This is a genomic window from uncultured Haliea sp. (genome assembly GCF_963973825.1).
GTDB lineage: Bacteria > Pseudomonadota > Gammaproteobacteria > Pseudomonadales > Halieaceae > Haliea.
This window is the reverse complement of record NZ_CAXBAE010000001.1, coordinates 326,897-343,554: the sequence shown is the minus strand read 5'-3', so window position 1 is coordinate 343,554 and position 16,658 is coordinate 326,897. Positions and strand designations below refer to the sequence as shown.

General features: G+C 63.6%; 13 protein-coding genes. 7 read left to right on the top strand and 6 right to left on the bottom strand.

Going from position 1 to position 16,658, the window contains the following annotated elements:
* Positions 1 to 127: 127 nt before the first annotated feature.
* The 5 genes from AACZ17_RS01575 to AACZ17_RS01555 all read left to right on the top strand — a co-directional run bounded on the left by AACZ17_RS01575 (position 128) and on the right by AACZ17_RS01555 (position 4,689).
* Positions 128 to 919 carry an SDR family oxidoreductase gene (locus AACZ17_RS01575; protein WP_290744496.1) on the top strand — a complete coding sequence of 264 codons (792 nt, stop codon included), beginning with the start codon at positions 128 to 130 and terminating at the stop codon, positions 917 to 919.
* 16 nt (positions 920 to 935) lie between these two features.
* Positions 936 to 2,150, top strand: a complete 1,215-nt coding sequence (locus AACZ17_RS01570; RefSeq protein ID WP_290744494.1) for an MFS transporter — start codon at positions 936 to 938, stop codon at positions 2,148 to 2,150.
* Between the two features lie 10 nt (positions 2,151 to 2,160).
* Positions 2,161 to 3,183 (top strand): TIGR03617 family F420-dependent LLM class oxidoreductase, encoded by a 1,023-nt coding sequence (locus AACZ17_RS01565; protein ID WP_290744492.1) that lies wholly within the window; start codon positions 2,161 to 2,163, stop codon positions 3,181 to 3,183.
* Positions 3,184 to 3,253: 70 nt separating this feature from the next.
* Positions 3,254 to 4,384 (top strand): hypothetical protein, encoded by a 1,131-nt coding sequence (locus tag AACZ17_RS01560; protein ID WP_290744490.1) that lies wholly within the window; start codon positions 3,254 to 3,256, stop codon positions 4,382 to 4,384.
* Between the two features lie 23 nt (positions 4,385 to 4,407).
* A complete protein-coding gene (locus AACZ17_RS01555; RefSeq protein WP_290744488.1) occupies positions 4,408 to 4,689 on the top strand; it encodes a DUF1244 domain-containing protein in 282 nt (93 codons plus the stop codon).
* Here the strand turns inward: AACZ17_RS01555 and AACZ17_RS01550 are convergent.
* The 4 genes from AACZ17_RS01550 to AACZ17_RS01535 form a co-directional block, all read right to left on the bottom strand.
* Positions 4,686 to 4,955, bottom strand: a complete 270-nt coding sequence (locus AACZ17_RS01550; protein WP_290744486.1) for a hypothetical protein — start codon at positions 4,953 to 4,955, stop codon at positions 4,686 to 4,688. The two genes, AACZ17_RS01555 and AACZ17_RS01550, sit on opposite strands and share 4 nt — an antisense overlap.
* Before the next feature lie 193 nt (positions 4,956 to 5,148).
* On the bottom strand, positions 5,149 to 8,280 hold the full coding sequence (locus tag AACZ17_RS01545; protein ID WP_290744484.1) for an efflux RND transporter permease subunit: 3,132 nt from the start codon (positions 8,278 to 8,280) through the stop codon (positions 5,149 to 5,151).
* Positions 8,281 to 9,435 carry an efflux RND transporter periplasmic adaptor subunit gene (locus tag AACZ17_RS01540; protein ID WP_290744482.1) on the bottom strand — a complete coding sequence of 385 codons (1,155 nt, stop codon included), beginning with the start codon at positions 9,433 to 9,435 and terminating at the stop codon, positions 8,281 to 8,283. It lies immediately after the preceding gene.
* Between the two features lie 178 nt (positions 9,436 to 9,613).
* The gene (locus AACZ17_RS01535; protein WP_290744480.1) at positions 9,614 to 11,296 is read right to left on the bottom strand and encodes an aminotransferase class V-fold PLP-dependent enzyme; all 1,683 of its coding nucleotides are present in this window, start codon (positions 11,294 to 11,296) and stop codon (positions 9,614 to 9,616) included.
* 165 nt (positions 11,297 to 11,461) lie between these two features.
* On the opposite strand from AACZ17_RS01535, the gene AACZ17_RS01530 reads away from it, so the two are divergent.
* Positions 11,462 to 11,920: an Lrp/AsnC family transcriptional regulator gene (locus AACZ17_RS01530; RefSeq protein ID WP_339637588.1), complete on the top strand. Its 459-nt coding sequence runs from the start codon at positions 11,462 to 11,464 to the stop codon at positions 11,918 to 11,920.
* Between the two features lie 33 nt (positions 11,921 to 11,953).
* Here the strand turns inward: AACZ17_RS01530 and sodB are convergent, their stop codons facing one another.
* The gene (gene sodB, locus AACZ17_RS01525; protein ID WP_290744478.1) at positions 11,954 to 12,535 is read right to left on the bottom strand and encodes a superoxide dismutase [Fe]; all 582 of its coding nucleotides are present in this window, start codon (positions 12,533 to 12,535) and stop codon (positions 11,954 to 11,956) included.
* A gap of 281 nt (positions 12,536 to 12,816) precedes the next feature.
* Between sodB and AACZ17_RS01520 the strand changes: the two genes are divergently transcribed.
* Complete coding sequence (locus AACZ17_RS01520; RefSeq protein WP_290744476.1) at positions 12,817 to 15,222, top strand: acyl-CoA dehydrogenase; 2,406 nt, start codon at positions 12,817 to 12,819, stop codon at positions 15,220 to 15,222.
* Between the two features lie 94 nt (positions 15,223 to 15,316).
* Here the strand turns inward: AACZ17_RS01520 and AACZ17_RS01515 are convergent, their stop codons facing one another.
* Positions 15,317 to 16,594, bottom strand: coding sequence for an aminotransferase class I/II-fold pyridoxal phosphate-dependent enzyme (locus AACZ17_RS01515; protein WP_290744474.1), 1,278 nt, complete (start codon positions 16,592 to 16,594; stop codon positions 15,317 to 15,319).
* Positions 16,595 to 16,658: the final 64 nt, after the last annotated feature.

The following is a 16,658-nucleotide window of genomic DNA, read 5'->3' as shown; positions in this document are numbered from 1 at the left end:
GCCGGTTCGAACTGCTGCACTGCCCGGCAGTCTCTCACCGGTTTCGTTTGCTCTGGCTTCGCTGCCTGCCCAGAATGACCCAGTTGCTGAACAAGCACTTCCCACATAACAACAGAGGAACAGGTCCATGCTGCTGCAGGATAAGGTTGTCATCGTCTCAGGTATTGGTCCCGGACTGGGTCAGGAATTGTCTACGTTGGCCGCAAAGGAGGGTGCCAGCGCGGTGGTACTCGCGGCACGCACGCCCGCCAAGCTGGATACCGCAGAGGCGGAAATCCAGGCGCTGGGCCTGGGTACCCGGGTGCTCAAGGTGGTCACCGACATCGCCGACAATGCACAGTGCCAGGCGCTCGCCGAGGCAACGGTGGCGGAGTTTGGTCGCATCGATGTGCTGTTCAACAGCGCCTACGATCCCGGCAGTTTCGAACCCATTGCGGAGGCCGACCTGAATGGCTGGCGCCGCAGTATGGAGGTCAATTTCTTTGGCACCATGCAGCTGACACAGGCCTGCATTCCCGCCCTGCGTGCGGCGGGGGGTGGTGCGATTGTCATGATTGCCACTATGGTCGAGCACAAGCCGCTGGCGACCCAGGGTGGCTACGGGGCCTCCAAGTCCGCCCTGCGCGCGGCCACCAAGCACCTGGCGCTGGAACTGGGGGGCGACAATATCCGCGTCAACAGCTGCCACATGGGCTGGATGTGGGGGCCCGCTGTCGAGGGGTACTTCGACTGGCAGTCCCAGGCGTCGGGTCGCAGCAAGGACGAGTTGATCGCCGAGGTCACGCGCAGCATTCCGCTGGGCCATATCCCCGACGACGGCGACTGCGCCAAAGCCGCGGTATTCCTCGGCTCTGACTACGCGCGCGTGGTGACGGGAGCTGCGCTGGATGTCAATGGCGGTGAGTTCATGCCGATCTGACAGGGAGAACGGGCTGGTGTTTTACGGTTGGTGGTTGGTCGGCGTTGCGTTCCTGGTGCTCATGGTCAGCAACGGCAGCATCATGTATTCCTACAGTGTGGTTGCGGTGCCCGTGGGCGAGGCTTTCCAGGCCAGCCGGATGACCATGATGCTGGGTATGACGGGGATGACGCTGGCCGGTGGTCTGATCTCGCCGTTTCTGGGCGGTATGATCGACCGCGGATCACTGCGCGGGATGATGTTAATCGGTGCGCTGGGTCTTGCGTCGGGCTATCTGTTGTTATCCTTCACCACCGCCAGCTGGCAGGTGCCGCTGGTCTATGCCGGGCTGATGGTGCTGGGCATCAACCTGCTCGGCCCGTTGACGACCTCAACCCTGCTGGCGCGCTGGTTTACGCGTCGTCGCGGCATGGCCCTGGGTGTTGCCGCAGTCGGCACCTCGGTCGGTGGTTTCGTATTCCCGCCGTTGGTGCAGTGGCTGATCGATACCTACGAGTGGCGCAACGCGCTGCGTATCCTCGGCGTGGGCACGCTGCTGGTGACCCTGCCAGCGGTGTGGATGGTGGCCAACCGTCCCGGCGATCGTGGCCTGCACCCCGACGGTGATGCGCCGCCCTCCGGCCCCGCATTTGCGCCGCCGCCTTTGTCCACGGCAGCGCTGCTGCGCGAGCGGAATTTCTGGCTGGTGGCGATGGCGATGGGCCTGCTGTTCGGCGTGTATTCGGCGGTGCTGGCAAATCTGGTACCGTTCGCGTTGGGTGTGGGCTCTCCGGCCGAGCGGGCGGCATTTCTGGTGTCCGCCATCGCCCTGGCGGGCATTGTGGGCAAGCTTGGCTTCGGCACCATCGCCGACCGTCTCGACCTGCGCGTGGCACTGGGTGCATCCATGATGCTGGTGATGGTGGGCGTGGCCTGCTACCTGTTGGGTGACACCTACACGTTGCTACTGGCAGGCAGCGTCAGTCTTGGCCTCGCCGCCGGCGGGATGCTGCCGGTCTGGGGTTCGCTGCTGGCGGTGTTGTTCGGGGCGGCCAATTACGGGCGCGTCATGGGCCTCATGAACCCGGTGATCATGCCATTGACGCTGGTGGGGCCGCCTCTGGCGGGGCTGATCTACGACAGCAGTGGCAGCTATGCAGGTGCATTTGTCGGGTTTATCGGCGCTCTGCTCATCGGACTCGCGCTGCTGCCCCTGATTCGCCTGCCTGCGGCTGGCGATCACAGCGCCTGAGCGCAGCACCGTGTTCAAGGTTTATGCAACGACACCGGAATCCATGGGCCCCTGTGGCATTGCCGCGCACGCGGCCCGGGCTGAGGCCATGGGGTTTGATGGGTTGCATGTCCCCGATGCCATCCACGACGGTCTGTTGCTGGCAGCGCTGGCGCTGCAGGCGACGCGACGTCTGCGTGTGGGCACCTCGGTGCTGGTGGCGTTTCCGCGCAGCCCGATGACCGTCGCGGTGGCCGCCTGGGATTTGCAGCAACTCTCTGGTGGACGCTTCGAGCTGGGTCTCGGCACCCAGATCAAGCAGAACATCGAACAGCGGTATTCGGCGCGTTGGGATTCACCCGTGCCACAGTTGCGCGAGTATGTGCAGTCATTGCGCGCTATCTTCGACAGTTTCCAGCACGGTACACCCCTGCGCTTCGAGGGTGAGCATTACCGGTTTACCCGCTTGCAGCCCTTCTTCAATCCAGGCCCTATCGCGCATCCGGACATCCCACTGCTTTGTGGCGCGGTGGGGCCCGCCATGACGCGCATGGTGGGCAGGATCGCGGATGGTATGATCACCCACCCCACGAATACGCCCCCTGAGTACCTCCGGACAGTGTGCTTGCCCCGCCTGCGCGACGGTCTGGAGCGCGCCGGACGTGATCCCGCAGCGCTGCGGCTGATTCTGGGGCCGCTGGTGGCCACCGGCGTCGATGAGCAGGCGGTGGCGCAGCAGTGGGAACAACAGCGCCGTTTGCTGGGGTTCCTGTATTCAACCCCGGCCTACTGGCCGAGCCTCGAGCTGTTTGGCTGGCAGGCGCGCGGTGCCGAACTGCAGGCACTGACCCGGGAGGGGCGCTGGCAGGATCTCCCCGCCGTCGTCACCGACGAGATGCTCAGTGCCTTCGTGCCACGGGGTTCTTACGCGGAAATCGCGGAGGTGCTGCGCGCACGCTATGCCGGGCTTGCCGACAGCATCACTTTCCCGATGCCGCAGGACACTGCCCAGGATACACAGGCCGCCGCCGCCATTGCCAGATTGCGAGCTTGAGGTTTTGGGGGCTGTTTGACCGCCTCGCTCGCGGGCGGGACAATGCGCGTAGACCCGGCTGGAACCCACCATGCGCGAATATCTGATTTCGGCCCCCATGAATGAGCTGCTGCTGGCGCTTTCGCGAGGCCCGCTAGCAGACCCTCCCTGGCAGGCGTTTCTGCGCCTGCTGGGGGAGGCGCTGGATGCCGACTACGTCACGCTGATCCTGCGCGCACCGCGCGAGGGGGATAGCGGGCTGGTCATCAATTCCGTGGTGCTCTCCCCGGACGCGGTGAACGCCTATAACGAGAGCTACTTTGCCCTAGACCCCTTCGTGAACCTGCCGCCGGGTGAGGTCTTCACCGTGGATGCCTTTATGCCCCCCGGCGAGTACTACCAGTCAGCCTATTTCCGGCAATACGTGGAGCCCACCGGTATCAGGCATATTATGGGTGCAGATCTGGGTGATGAACTCGGCAATACCGCACGCCTGCGCTTTGCCCGGGTCGCAGGACGGACCAATTTCGCGGCACCGGAGCGCGAGCTCGCCCGCTGCCTGTTGCCCCATATTCAGCAGACGATCCGTCTGCACGCGCGCATCGCGCGGGTGGAGAGCGAGCGTACGCTGTTCGCGGCAGCGGTGGACCGCATGGCGCTGGGTGCGTTCATTCTGGACCGGCGGGCGCGGATTCGACACAGCAACAGCGCCGGCGAGCGCCTGCTGGCTGAAGGCCGCTGGCTGACGCAGCACGAGGGGCAGCTGCGCCTGGTGCATCGTAGCGACCAGCAGGCATTCCGGGAGTGCCTGGATGATGTCATGCAGGCGCACCTGCGTGGGGAGCCAGGCCTGGTCAAGGCCCTCCGGCTGGACAGTGGCAGCAGTCCGGGCCCCGGCCTGCTGATGCGGCCACTGCCGTTGGTGGCAGCACCGGATGGCAGCCGCAATCCGTCCGTGGCCGTTTTTGTGTCGGATCCGGAATATCAGCGCGAAGCACCGGTGGATGTGTTGATGACCCTGTTCGGGCTGACCCGTGCCGAGGCCACCCTGAGCCTGCTACTGGCGGGGGGCGCAACGCTGGACGAAGCCTGCGTGCGCCTGCACATTTCCCGCAACACTGGGAAATCCCATCTCAGCGCCATCTTTTCGAAGACGGGTGTCACCCGGCAGACGCGTCTGGTACAACTGATTCTGAGCAGTGTCGCCCCAATGGGCGACTAGGTCATTCTGGAGGCTACTTTTTTATGTCACAGGAACACGCTATCGAGGCGGCGGCTTTTCGTCGCCTGCTATCCCATCTGGATCAGCGCAAGGATGTGCAGAACATCGATTTGATGAACCTTGCCGGGTTCTGCCGCAATTGCCTCGCCAACTGGTATGCGGAAGCGGCGGCGGAGGAGGGTGTGGCGCTCAGCCGCGACGAGGCGCGGGAGCGTATCTATGGCATGCCCTACGACGAGTGGAAAGCGCGCTACCAGACCGAGGCGACGCCGGAGCAACTGGCGGCGCTGCAGGCAGGTCGCTAGAGCTCCCGGAGCTGGCGGAAGTAACCGAACCGGGTGCTGTAGGGTTCCAGCGCGCGATCGGCAGTGGCCTGCAGCAGGCTGGCGATGGAGCCAATGGGCTGGCGGGGATCGCTGGGCGCGGCGAGCAGGTGGTGCCCGAGCTCCTGCAGTCCGGAGCCGATCACCGAGGCGCTTTCCACCGTAGCCTGAATAAACAGCATCTCCGCGACTACAACGTCGCCCACGGTGCGCCGAAAGCGTTCTTCTGCGTTAAATTCGCTGTTCATTCTGCGGATCTCCCTGAAAGCTCAAGCCCTGTTGCGGTGCGCCGATGCACCATCGCCGTGCGTTGCCAGCCCCTCAGCACCCTGTGGAGGCCCGAAAGGCCCACCGTCTCCGGATTGCAGCAAAGTCTGTGCCAGCTGGCGGAGCGCAGCATAGCGGCATAGTGTGACAAAGCAATGTACGAAGCCGGGATTTTTACCGCTCTGGCTGGGTGGCGACGTTCTGCGGTGCCTGGGGTCGCTCGCCCAACCCGGGCAGCAGGCGTCGGGCGAGCCCTGCACAGTCTTCCCCGATCAGGTAAAGCGCGGGCACCATGAGCAGCGTGACCAACAGCGCAAACAGCACGCCGAAGGCCAGCGACAGGACTGCGGGTTTGAGGAATTGTGCGTCGGTGGAGCGCTCCGCCATGATGGGCAGCAGGCCCACGAAGGTAGTCACTGTGGTCAGCAGAATGGGCCGGAAACGGGCGACCCCTGCCTCCAGCACAGCGTCAGCCGCGGATGCGCCGCGCTCACGCAAGCGGCGGATGTAGTCCACCAGCACCAGGTTGTCATTCACCACCACACCCGCCGCGGCGCCGATGCCGAAGTACGAGAACAGCGCCATGGGGGTTGCGAACAGCAGGTGTCCGTAGACGGCGCCCATGAAGCCGAAGGGAATCGCCGTCATGATCAGCAGGGGCAGCGCGTAGGAGCGGAAGGCCACGGCGATCAGCGCATACATGGCGAAGAGCGCTACTGCGTAGAGGGCGATGATTTCGTCAAAGAACGCCTGTTCGGTTTCCTGCTCACCACCGCGCAGGATCACCAGGTCCGGATAACGCTCCTGCAGTACGGGCAGGAAGTTCTCCTTGAGGTCCTTGTTCATGTCGCTGACCAGCTCCGGTGCGGCCTCCGCTGAGATGCGCACCATGCGCTCGCCGTCCTGGCGCTGGATCCGGTCCACAGCGTTGTTGACCTCCACATCTACCACGGCGAGCAGGGGGATTTCACGTCCGTCCGCGGTCCTCACCCGGAAGCTGTCAAGGCTTGCAAGCTGTGCGCGCAGTTCCGCAGGGTAGCGCAGCATCACCCGGACATCACCGTGCTCCCTGGGCAGGCGTTGAATTTCCTCGCCATAATAGGCCTGGCGTACCTGGCGCGATACATCGGCAAGGCTGATGCCCAGTTTCTCGGCGCCCGGACGCAGGCTCAGGTGTATTTCCTCACTCCCGGCCCGCAGGCTGTCGCGCACGTAGTAACTGCCCTGATAGCTGCGCAGTTGGGCCTGCAGGTCGTTGCTCGCAGCGCGCAGGACGTCCAGGTCCCGGTGCCGCAGCACCCAGGTGATGGCCGCGCCCTGGTCGTTAAGGGTGTAGCTGACTTCGATCTCTTCCGCATCCGGGATGTCGCCCACCAACTCGCGGAAACGCTCGGCGGTCTCGCGGGCAGACAACGCCCGTTCTTCCGGTGGCGACAGGCTGACGATGGCGATCACACTGTCGCGTCGGGAGCGCGTATACCAGCCCTCCACCAGGGAGCCGCTGCCACCCTCGGCGGCGGCCTGTGACTCCACTTCGGCAATCAGCTGCTTCTCGGCTTCCTGCAGCCGCGCCAGGACGGCCAGTGAGCGGGAGTAGGGGGCACCGCTGGGCATCACCACATTGATGTGAACCTGTTCGTTCTGCACCTCGGGGAAAAAGGTGAACTTGACCCAGCCGGCACCGAACACGCCAAGGCTGAGGATGAAGGCTGCGGTGAACAGGCTGGCGGTCAGGTAACGGTAGTCGGTCCCCAGCGCAAGCAGGCGGCGATAGCGGGTGTTGGCAAAAGCGACGATACCCTCTTCGAAGCGTCGCTGGCGCAGCCGCCAGGGGCCGAGGTGTTCACGGTGTTCCAGGTGGCGCAGGTGGGCCGGCAGTATGCAGAATGCCTCGATCAGGGAGATGGTCAGCGCCGCGGTAATGACGATGGAGAACTGGCGCGTCATGTTGCCGCCTTCGATGTCCACGAAAAACCAGGGCGCGAAGGCGATCATGGTGGTGAGCACCGCGAACACCACGGGGCGCGCGACGGCATAGGCGCCGTCAATCGCCGCGTCGATGCCGCCGCCGGCGTGGGCATGCTGGTGAATGCTCTCGCCCACGACAATGGCATCGTCCACCACAATGCCCAGTACCAGCAGGAAGGCGAACGTGGACATGACATTGAGCGAGACATCGTTGGCTGGCAGGACCGCGAAGGTGCCCACAAAGGCGACTGCAATACCGGCAGTTACCCACAGGGCAACCTTGGGGCGCAGTGACATGATCAGGACGAGAAATACCAGCATCAGCCCCAGCCAGGCCGAACTGCCTATCAGGTCCATGCGGCTTTCATAGATGTCTGCAGTATCAAACCAGAGGGTAAGGCTGATTCCCGCGGGGAGCGTGGGGCGCGTTTTCTCCATCCACGCCTTGACCGCCGCGCTGGCCTTCACGACCTGCATGTTGTCGGTTGACAGGATCTGTATGAGGACCGCGGGCTCGCCGTTCAATGTGGCCAGAATTTCATTTTCTTCGTAGCCGTCAATCACCCGGGCGACATCGCCGATGCGCACGGTGGCGCCCTCTGCATTCTGGCGCAGCACGATCTGGCTGAAGTCCTCGCTGTTGTCGGCAAGATTGCGCGCGCGCAGCCGCACATCACCCGTAGCGGTCCTGACCTGGCCAGAGGAGAGGTTGATGGAGCTGCCACGGATCGCGCTGGCGACCTCATCGAAACTGACGCCGAAGCGCAACATGGCGGCCTGGGACAGCTCGATAGTGACTTCCTCGCGGCGCGTGCCGAACAGCTCGACCAGTGAGATCCAGGGGAGTGCGGCCACCTCGTCGCGCAGGTCCTCGGCCAGTCGCGTGAGCTCACGTTCGCTGACCTCGCCGTGCACGGCCACGCGGATCATCTCTTCGCGGAAGTCGCTGCGTTTCACCCGCGGGGGCTCGATGTCCCGCGGCAGCGCAGTCACTGCATCCACACGATTCTTTACATCGTTCAGGAATTGCTCGAGGTCCACGCCGGGCCAGGTGCTGACCTCCAGCCTGGCAAGACCCTCGGAGGCCGTAGAGGAGACGCGTTTGACATTGTCGAGGTCATCGAGAGACTCCTCGATACGCAGTACGACCTGCTCCTCGACCTCCTGCGGGGCTGCCCCCGGCCAGGTGACCTCAATCTCGACCTGGTTGATCTCAAAGCGGGGAAAGGCCTCGCGCTCCATACTCACGAAACCGAGGGCGCCAGCGAGCAGGATGCCCACCATCAGCAGGTTGGCAGCGACCGGATTGTGTACCCACCAGCCGATAAACGCGCGCATTCAGCCGTTCCCCGATTCGGCGATTGCCGACAGTGCCATGCCCTGCACCGGGTTGCGGATGGCCGAGGTAATCACCTGTTCGCCGGGTTGCAGACCATTGCCGATCACTACGCGCGTGGCGCTGCGCGACAGCACCTCGACATCCCGGGTAGCCAGCAGGCCACTGCTATCCAGCACATGCACTTTGTTTCCCGGTCGCAGGGCGGCGGGGGGAATCAGCAGGGCGGCGTCCAGTGTGCGGCCGGGGATGGTCGCCTCTACGAACAGCCCGGCGGCCAGCGGCATGCCCTCTGCCGACGCCCCACGCCCGTAGGGTTCCTGGACTTCGGCCATGGCGTACAGCATGCGAGAACCGGGATCGATGGCGGCATCGAGTCGCCGTAGTTGCCCCTGCCACTGATGCTGTCGACCGGCCACGATAGCGCTGAGGATCACCGGAGGCTCCTGCCCTGGCGCTGCGGTGTAGCCGATGGGCAGGTCGAGGGCTGCGAGCTGATCGTCACTGAGTGGCAACCGGATCTCCACGCGGTTGGTGGCAAATGCCCGGCCCAGCGGTGTGCCCGGGGTGACGTACTGGCCGACATTGACCAGGGTGCTCAGCAGGCGCCCGTCGAATGGCAGGTGAACCCGGGTGCGCTGGAGATCGAGTTCAGCCTGCTCAAGGCGGGCGCTCGCCGCTTCCAGCATGGCCCGGGCCTCTGTGAGCTGTGGTTGCTTCAGGGCCAGCGGGGAGGCGTTCGGTTCGTTGCGCAGTTGCTTGCGCGCCACATCGGCATCGGCCAGGGCCTGCTGCACCCTCACCTCGGCCTCGGCCACGGCGGCACGGGCCTCGCTCAGCGCGAGTCGGTAGTCGGTATCTTCGATCTGCAGCAGAGTCTCGCCGGCGGCGACGCGGCCGCCCTCGGTAAACTCCGGAGATACCGCGACAATCCGCCCGCCTACCTGTGTCACCAGGTCGAGTTCGGTTGCAGCCCGCACTTCACCCTGTGTCCGGACACTCAGCTGCGTCTGCTCGGCACGCACCGTAGCGGTGAAAACGCTGATCGGACGCACCGGTGTTGTGTCCTGTTCGGGCTCCGGCGCGGCGGCGTGCAGCGCTGCGTAGCCCGCGAGGGCGGCAGCGATGACCAGCACCGGGAGTAGTTTGCTTTTCATTGTTATTGGCATGGCATGCACCTGTGCTTCGCGAATACCGGGTTCTGGCACCTGCATGCCAGCAGCTCGGGTAAGCAACCCTCTAATCAGACGGTTTGTCACGGCGTTGACGCAATGCGATTGTAAATTTTTCACACATTCGCGAGGCTTGTGCCCCCAGTGTGGCGATTCCCGCCAATCAGGCTTCGCTGGCAGTGTTCCACCGGCTGCGCCGCTCGCCGGGTTGAATTTCCTGCGGTAACACGAACCAGCGCAGTGCTTCGTTGCTGTCGCTCAAGATCAGCGGCGCAGCTGTTGGATTGGCGAGTGGTTCCTGCAGTAGGCGTTCTGCCTGCTGCAAGTGGGTATCCAGTGGCCTGGCGGCTGTTTCGGGCGGCCGCGGTTGCGTGTTCAGCCAGCTGAGACCAGTGAAGGGCGGCGGCGTCTGCTGCTGCGCGCGGTGGTGGCGCCAGACCCCGTGGCTCGCGTGCCACGCGTACTGGGGCAGCATACGCCATCCGTGCTCTGCGACCAGTTCAAAGGCACGCAGCAGGTATTCCAACTCCGCTTCGTCAATAAAGTAATTGAAGTTCACGCGGACCCAGCCTGGCCGCATCAGGCTGTCGCCATTGGTGATTGCGGTCTCGAACTGCTGGCTGCGTTCGCTGTCGATGCCCAGCAGGCTATGGGCATAGGGCCCGGCGCAGGAGCAGCCGCCGCGTACCTGAATGCCAAACAGGTCGTTGAGCAGTGCCACCACGAAACCGTGGTGCAAATCACGCTGACCGTGGCGAAACCGCAGCGAAAAAATAGGCAGGCGCGCAGCAGATGACGGGCCGAGTACCTCGAGATTGGCACAGTTGCGGAAGCGTGCGAGAGCACGGGCCGCGAGGTCTGCCTCGCGGGCCGCGATGGTATCCGTCCCGACGGCCTGCTGCAGGGAAAATACCAGGCCGGCGCGGATGGACTCGACGATGGCCGGCGTGCCGCCCTCCTCACGGCGCTCAATATCCCGGGCGTAGACGTGGCCCGTGGCATTGACCCAGCTTACGGTACCGCCCCCGACGGTGGCCGGCACCCGGTTCTGGAACAGCGCGTTCTTGGCAACCAGGACGCCGGGGGTGCCCGGGCCGCCGACGAACTTGTGGGGCGACAGGAAAATGGCGTCCAGCGGATCCGCGCCGTTCATGTCGATGGCGACGTAGGGTCCGGCGGCAGCATAATCCCAGAAGGCGAGTGCGCCGTGCTCTTTCAGCAGGCGAGTAATGCCCGTGACATCGCTCTTGATACCCGTGACGTTGGAGGCGGCGGAGAAGCTGCCAATCTTGCGTTTGCGCGCTGCGTATTTCTGCAGGGCTGCGGCGAGGCAGGCCTGGTCAATGCCTCCTGCAGCGTCGAGCGGAATGACCTCGACGGTGCACAGGCTCTCGCGCCAGGGCAGTTCGTTGGAGTGGTGCTCATAGGGGCCGATGAACACCACCGGCCGGTCTTCCAGCGGGATAGCCTGCGCGAGCGAGTAGCGGTCGGCGAGATCAGCCGGTAGCCGCAGGTTCAGGATATCAATGATCTTGTTGATGGCGGCTGTCGCGCCGGACCCACAAAAAATGACCCTGTCCTGAGCGCCCGCGTTGACCGCGTCGCGAATCATGGTGCGAGCCGCTTCCCGCAGCGCGGTGGTACGCGCGCCTGTGAATGCAGTTTCTGTATGTGTGTTGGCGTAGAAAGGCAGCACTTCGTCGCGGATGTAGTCTTCAATGAAGCTCAGGCTGCGGCCCGAGGCGGTGTAGTCGGCATACACCAGCGGCTTTTCACCGAAGGGCGTGGCAATGCTGTGCTGTCTGCCGATGACGGCATCGCGTATGCGGGCAATGAGAGAAGACATGGGGTTGCTCCTGGCAGGTGGTGGATGGGCCCGATCGAGGTAGCCAGTGTACGCCCGTAGTGCCGGTACATTGTCCGAAAATGTGCGTAAAAAATCGAATAGAAGGGAATAGTATTCCGATAATTGGGCATAATACGAAATTATTGTCCTTTACTGGAGTTGTCCATGGTCGTGCTCGATAATCAGGATAAACAGCTGCTGAGGCTGCTGCAGGGGGATGCATCGCTGTCGGTCGGTGACCTCGCCGAGCGTGTGGCGCTGTCCAAGTCGGCATGTTGGCGCCGGTTGCAGAAGCTTGAGGAGGCATGTGTGATACGGCAGCGCGTCACGCTGCTCGATCCGGCCAGTATCGGCCTTGGGCTCACGGTATTTATCACCATTCGCACCAACCAGCACAATGCGGCCTGGGTGGAGCAGTTCCGACAGATTGTGCAGGAAGTGGAGGGCGTGCTGGAGGTTTACCGGCTGGGCGGGCAGCTCGATTACCTGTTGAAAGCGGTGGTTGCGGATATGCCCGGCTACGACAGGTTGTACCAGCGCCTGATCGCTGCCGACCTGTTTGACGTCTCGGCAAGTTTTGTCATGGAGGAAATCAAGGCGACCACGGCGTTGCCGCTGGGGTAAGAGGCCGCCGGTCGCTGACCGGCGGCCCCGGGGTCAGGCAAAGTTCTTGTTCACGAAGTCCCAGTTAACCAGGGCCCAGAAGGCGTCCAGGTACTTCGGGCGCGCGTTGCGGTAATCGATGTAGTAGGCGTGCTCCCACACGTCAACAGTGAGCAGCGGTGTCACGCTGCTGTCGGTGAGCGGTGTTTCGGCGTTGCTCGTGTTGACAATTGCGACGGTGCCATCGCTGTTTTTCACCAGCCAGGTCCAGCCGGAGCCGAAATTGCCGACGGCGGCATCGGTGAAGGCCTTCTTGAACTCGGCAAAGGAGCCGAAAGCGGCGTTGATTGCAGACGCGACCGTGCCTGTGGCTTCACCGCCGCCATTCGGGCTCAGGCACTCCCAGTAAAAACTGTGGTTCCAGACTTGAGCAGCGTTATTGAAAATGCCGCCGGAACTGGTCCGGATCACTTCCTCCAGCGACTTGCCTTCAAACTCAGTGCCGGGAACCATGCCATTGAGCTTTTCGACATAGGTGTTGTGGTGTTTGCCATAGTGGTAATCGAGCGTCTCGGCTGAGATATGGGGTGCGAGAGCGTCGCGTGCGTAGGGCAAAGCGGGAAGTTCAAAAGCCATGTTGTTGCCTCCGGAATGTTCAGAAGTCGTGGGTTGTCCATCGTCCAGACGGTGTTTTGTGTCGTCGGCGCATCACTGAAACGCCGCCGCTGTTATTGGAGGAGGTCCAGCGAGGTGCGCGATTATAGCGTTTTTGCCCTGCTGCTGGCCAGTTTGCGGCGAGCAGCGCGTCGCCACGGCGCAGGCGCGGTCATTGTGCGTGGTTGCCCGAATGCATTATGGTAGGTCGAGGGCCTGAACTTCTCGCACCGGCCCGGTGCGCTTGCATGAGGTGTCCTGCCATGTTGCTGTCGATTGTCCTGTTTATCCTGCTCCTGTTGACCGTGTTGCTGTTGCGTCCCTCGCTGGCCGCCGGCTCGCTGCTGGTCGGCCTTGGGGCTTTCGTCCTGTCGCTGGGCGAGGGCGGGATGTGGCTGGTTTTCCTGCCCACGCTGGCCGTGCTCCTGCTGCTGAATGTTGCATCCTGGCGCAGGGAGTACCTGGTTGCCCCGGTATACCGGCTGCTGCGCAAGGCCATGCCGCCGATGAGCAGCACCGAACGTGAGGCTCTGGAGGCGGGCACCACCGGCTGGGACAAGGCGCTGTTCAGCGGGCAGCCCGACTGGCAGGCCTTCAGCGCCCTGCAGCCGCCGGCGCTGACCGAGAGCGAGCAGGCGTTTCTGGACAACGAAGTTGAAACCCTGTGCGGGATGATTTCGGAGTGGGATGTTCACCAGCGGCAGGATCTCTCCCCGGACGTCTGGGAGTATCTGCGTGACAAGGGGTTCTTTGGATTGATCATTCCCGAGGAATTCGGTGGGCGTGATTTCAGTCCCTATGCCCAGAGCCGCATCATGGCGAAGATCGCCAGCCGTTCCATCACCGCCGCTGTCACGGCTATGGTGCCGAATTCGCTTGGGCCGGGCGAGCTGCTGGTCAAGTACGGTACCGAAGCGCAGAAGCAGCGCTGGCTGCCCGGCCTTGCAGACGGTAGCGAACTGCCCTGCTTCGGGCTGACCGGTCCGGAGGTGGGTTCGGACGCCGGCGCGATCCCGGATGTCGGTGTGGTCTGCAAGGGCGAGTTCGAAGGCCAGGAGGTGATCGGCCTGCGCCTCAATTTTCACAAGCGCTGGATTACCCTGGCGCCGGTGGCGACTGTGGTGGGGCTGGCCTTCAAACTGCAGGATCCGGAGGGCCTGCTGGGTGACCCGGACAAGTCAGATTATGGCATCACCTGTGCCCTGTTGCCGGCGAATCACCCCGGTGTTGAAATCGGCCGCCGGCACAACCCGGGCGCGCCGTTCATGAACGGCCCCATCATGGGCGAGGACGTGTTCATTCCCGTCGACTGGATTATCGGTGGGCCCGCAATGGCCGGCAAGGGCTGGCGCATGCTCATTGAGTGCCTCGGCGCCGGGCGGGGCGTGTCCCTGCCAGCGCTGTCCACCGCGAGCGGTGCGATGTGTTACCTCATGGTTGGCGCCTACGCACGTATACGCAGGCAGTTCAACATGGAAGTGGGCAAGTTCGAGGGCGTACAGGAGGCCACGGCTGAAATAGCGGCGGGAGCCTACACGCTGGAGGCAATGCGGGAACTGGTCACGCGCTCCCTGGAAGATGGCACGCCTTCGGTCATGACCGCCATGGCGAAATACCACGCAACCGAGTTGATGCGCACGCTGGTCAACCACGGTATGGATGTTGTGGGCGGTCGCGGCATCCAGTTGGGGCCGCGCAACTTCTTGGCCGCGGGCTACCACGCGCTGCCCGTTGCGATAACGGTAGAGGGCGCCAATATCCTGACCCGGTCCCTGATGATCTTTGGTCAGGGTGCGATGCGCTGCCATCCTTATCTGTTTGATGAGATGCAGACCCTTGAAGCGGAGGAGATCCACGAAGGCCTGCGCGAGTTTGAACCGTTGCTGATGGGGCACCTTGGTCACGCGGGGAGTAATTTTGCCCGCCTCGTCACGCTGGGCCTGAGCGGCGCGTACTTCAGCGCGGTGCCTGCCGGGGCCGATGACTTCAGCAAGCGCTGGTACCAGCGTATCAATCATCTGAGTGCCGCCCTGGCCATCTGCGCCGATGTGGCACTGGGCGTGCTCGGTGGCGACCTCAAACGCCGCGAATTGCTGTCCGCCCGACTGGGTGATGTGCACAGCCAGTTGCTTATCGCCAGCAGCCTGTTGAAGTTCCATGCCACCCAGCCGCGCAGCGAGGAGGCTGATGCGCACGCGGCCTATGCGCTGCAACGCGCGCTGCACCTCGCCCAGGAAGCGCTGGTTGCCTACTGCGCAAACTTCCAGCCTCGCGCTCTGGGACTTGCGCTGCGTGCCCTGTGTCTGCCCCTGGGCCGCATCTACCCGGCGCCAGACGACAACAGCATACGCAACCTGGGTGACCTGGTGATGGCGCCCAACCCGGTGCGCAGCATGCTTGCCGAGCGGGTCCACCTGAGTGTTGATCCCGAGGATGCGGTGGGGCGGGTGGAAAGCACCTACCAGATGCTGTTGGCCGTGGAGAAGCCCTTCGTTGCGCTGCAGAAAGCCTGGAGCAAGGGTGAACTGGACGCCGCAACGCTGGACGAGGCCCTGCAGGATGCCGTGAGCAAGCAACTGATCCCGGCGGAGGATGTTGAGCGGCTGCGTGAGTATGACGCGCGCCGCCGGGACTGCGTGCTCACTGACCATTTCGAGGCCTTGCTGTGAAGATCGAATGGCCGTCGAGGGGATGGCGCAGCCCCGCGGCGCGGGGCTATCGCCATGAGCGGACGCGTCCCGCGGGGAGGGTGTCGACGGAGGCTTAGCCCTGGCTGGCTGCCAGGGCCTGCTCGATGTCGGCGATGATGTCGTCCACGTGCTCGATACCGACCGAGATCCGCACCATATCCTCACTGACACCGGCAGAGGCAAGCTCAGCGGGGTTCAGCTGGCGGTGGGTCGTGCTCGCGGGATGGCAGGCCAGTGATTTTGCATCGCCGATGTTCACCAGGCGCAGAATCAACTGCAGCGCATCTATGAAGCGTGCACCGGCGTCCTTGCCGCCTTTGATACCGAAACTCAGGATGCCTGAGGCCTTGCCGCCGCAAATTTTCTTGCAGGTTTCACGGTAGGGGCTGTCCTTCAAGCCCGCGTAATTGACCCAGCTCACCTGCGGGTGCTTGCGCAGGTATTTGGCGACCTTTTTCGCATTGTGGCAGTGACGCTGCATGCGCAGGTCCAGTGTTTCCAGACCCTGCATCAGCAGGAAAGCGCTGTTGGGTGACAGCGCTGCGCCGGTGTTGCGCAGCGGCACAACGCGGCAACGGCCGATAAACGCGGCGGGCCCCATGGCTTCCGTATACACCACACCGTGGTAGGAGGGGTCCGGTGTGTTCATGATCGCGAAGCGCTCAGGATGTGCGGCCCAGTCGAACTTGCCCGAGTCGACAATGGCGCCGCCGATGGTTGTGCCGTGGCCGCCAATGTACTTGGTCAGCGAGTGCACAACGATGTCCGCGCCATGTTCAAAGGGGCGGCACAGCGCCGGCGTGGCCACGGTGTTATCGACGATCAGGGGCACGCCCGCAGCGTGGGCGATTTCCGCCCAGCGCGCGATATCCACAACATTGCCGGCCGGGTTGCCGATGGACTCGCAGAACAGGGCCTTGGTGTTTTCGTCAATCAGTGCGGCGACCGTGTCGAAGTCATCGGCTTTGGCAAAGCGCGTTTCGATGCCCTGGCGGGGAAAGGTGTGGGCAAAAAGGTTGTAGGTGCCACCGTACAGCTGCGACGTGCTGACAATGTTGCTGCCGACCTCGGCGATGGCCTCGATGGCATAGCGAATGGCGGCCATTCCGGAGGCCACAGCCAGCGCGCCGATGCCGCCCTCGAGCGCTGCCACCCGCGCTTCCAGCACGGCGTTGGTGGGGTTCATGATGCGGCTGTAGATGTTGCCGGGGACCTTGAGGTCGAACAGGTCAGCGCCGTGCTGCGTATCGTTGAACGTGTAGGATGTTGTCTGGTAGATGGGCGTGGTTGCCGCGTTGGTGGCAGGATCGCCATCGTAGCCCGCGTGCAGTGCCAGGGTTGCTGGTTTCATCGTGGCGTGCTCACTCTCTGTCAAATTCGTGTTGGGCAGGAGGTTAGCAGACGCAGGACGCTTG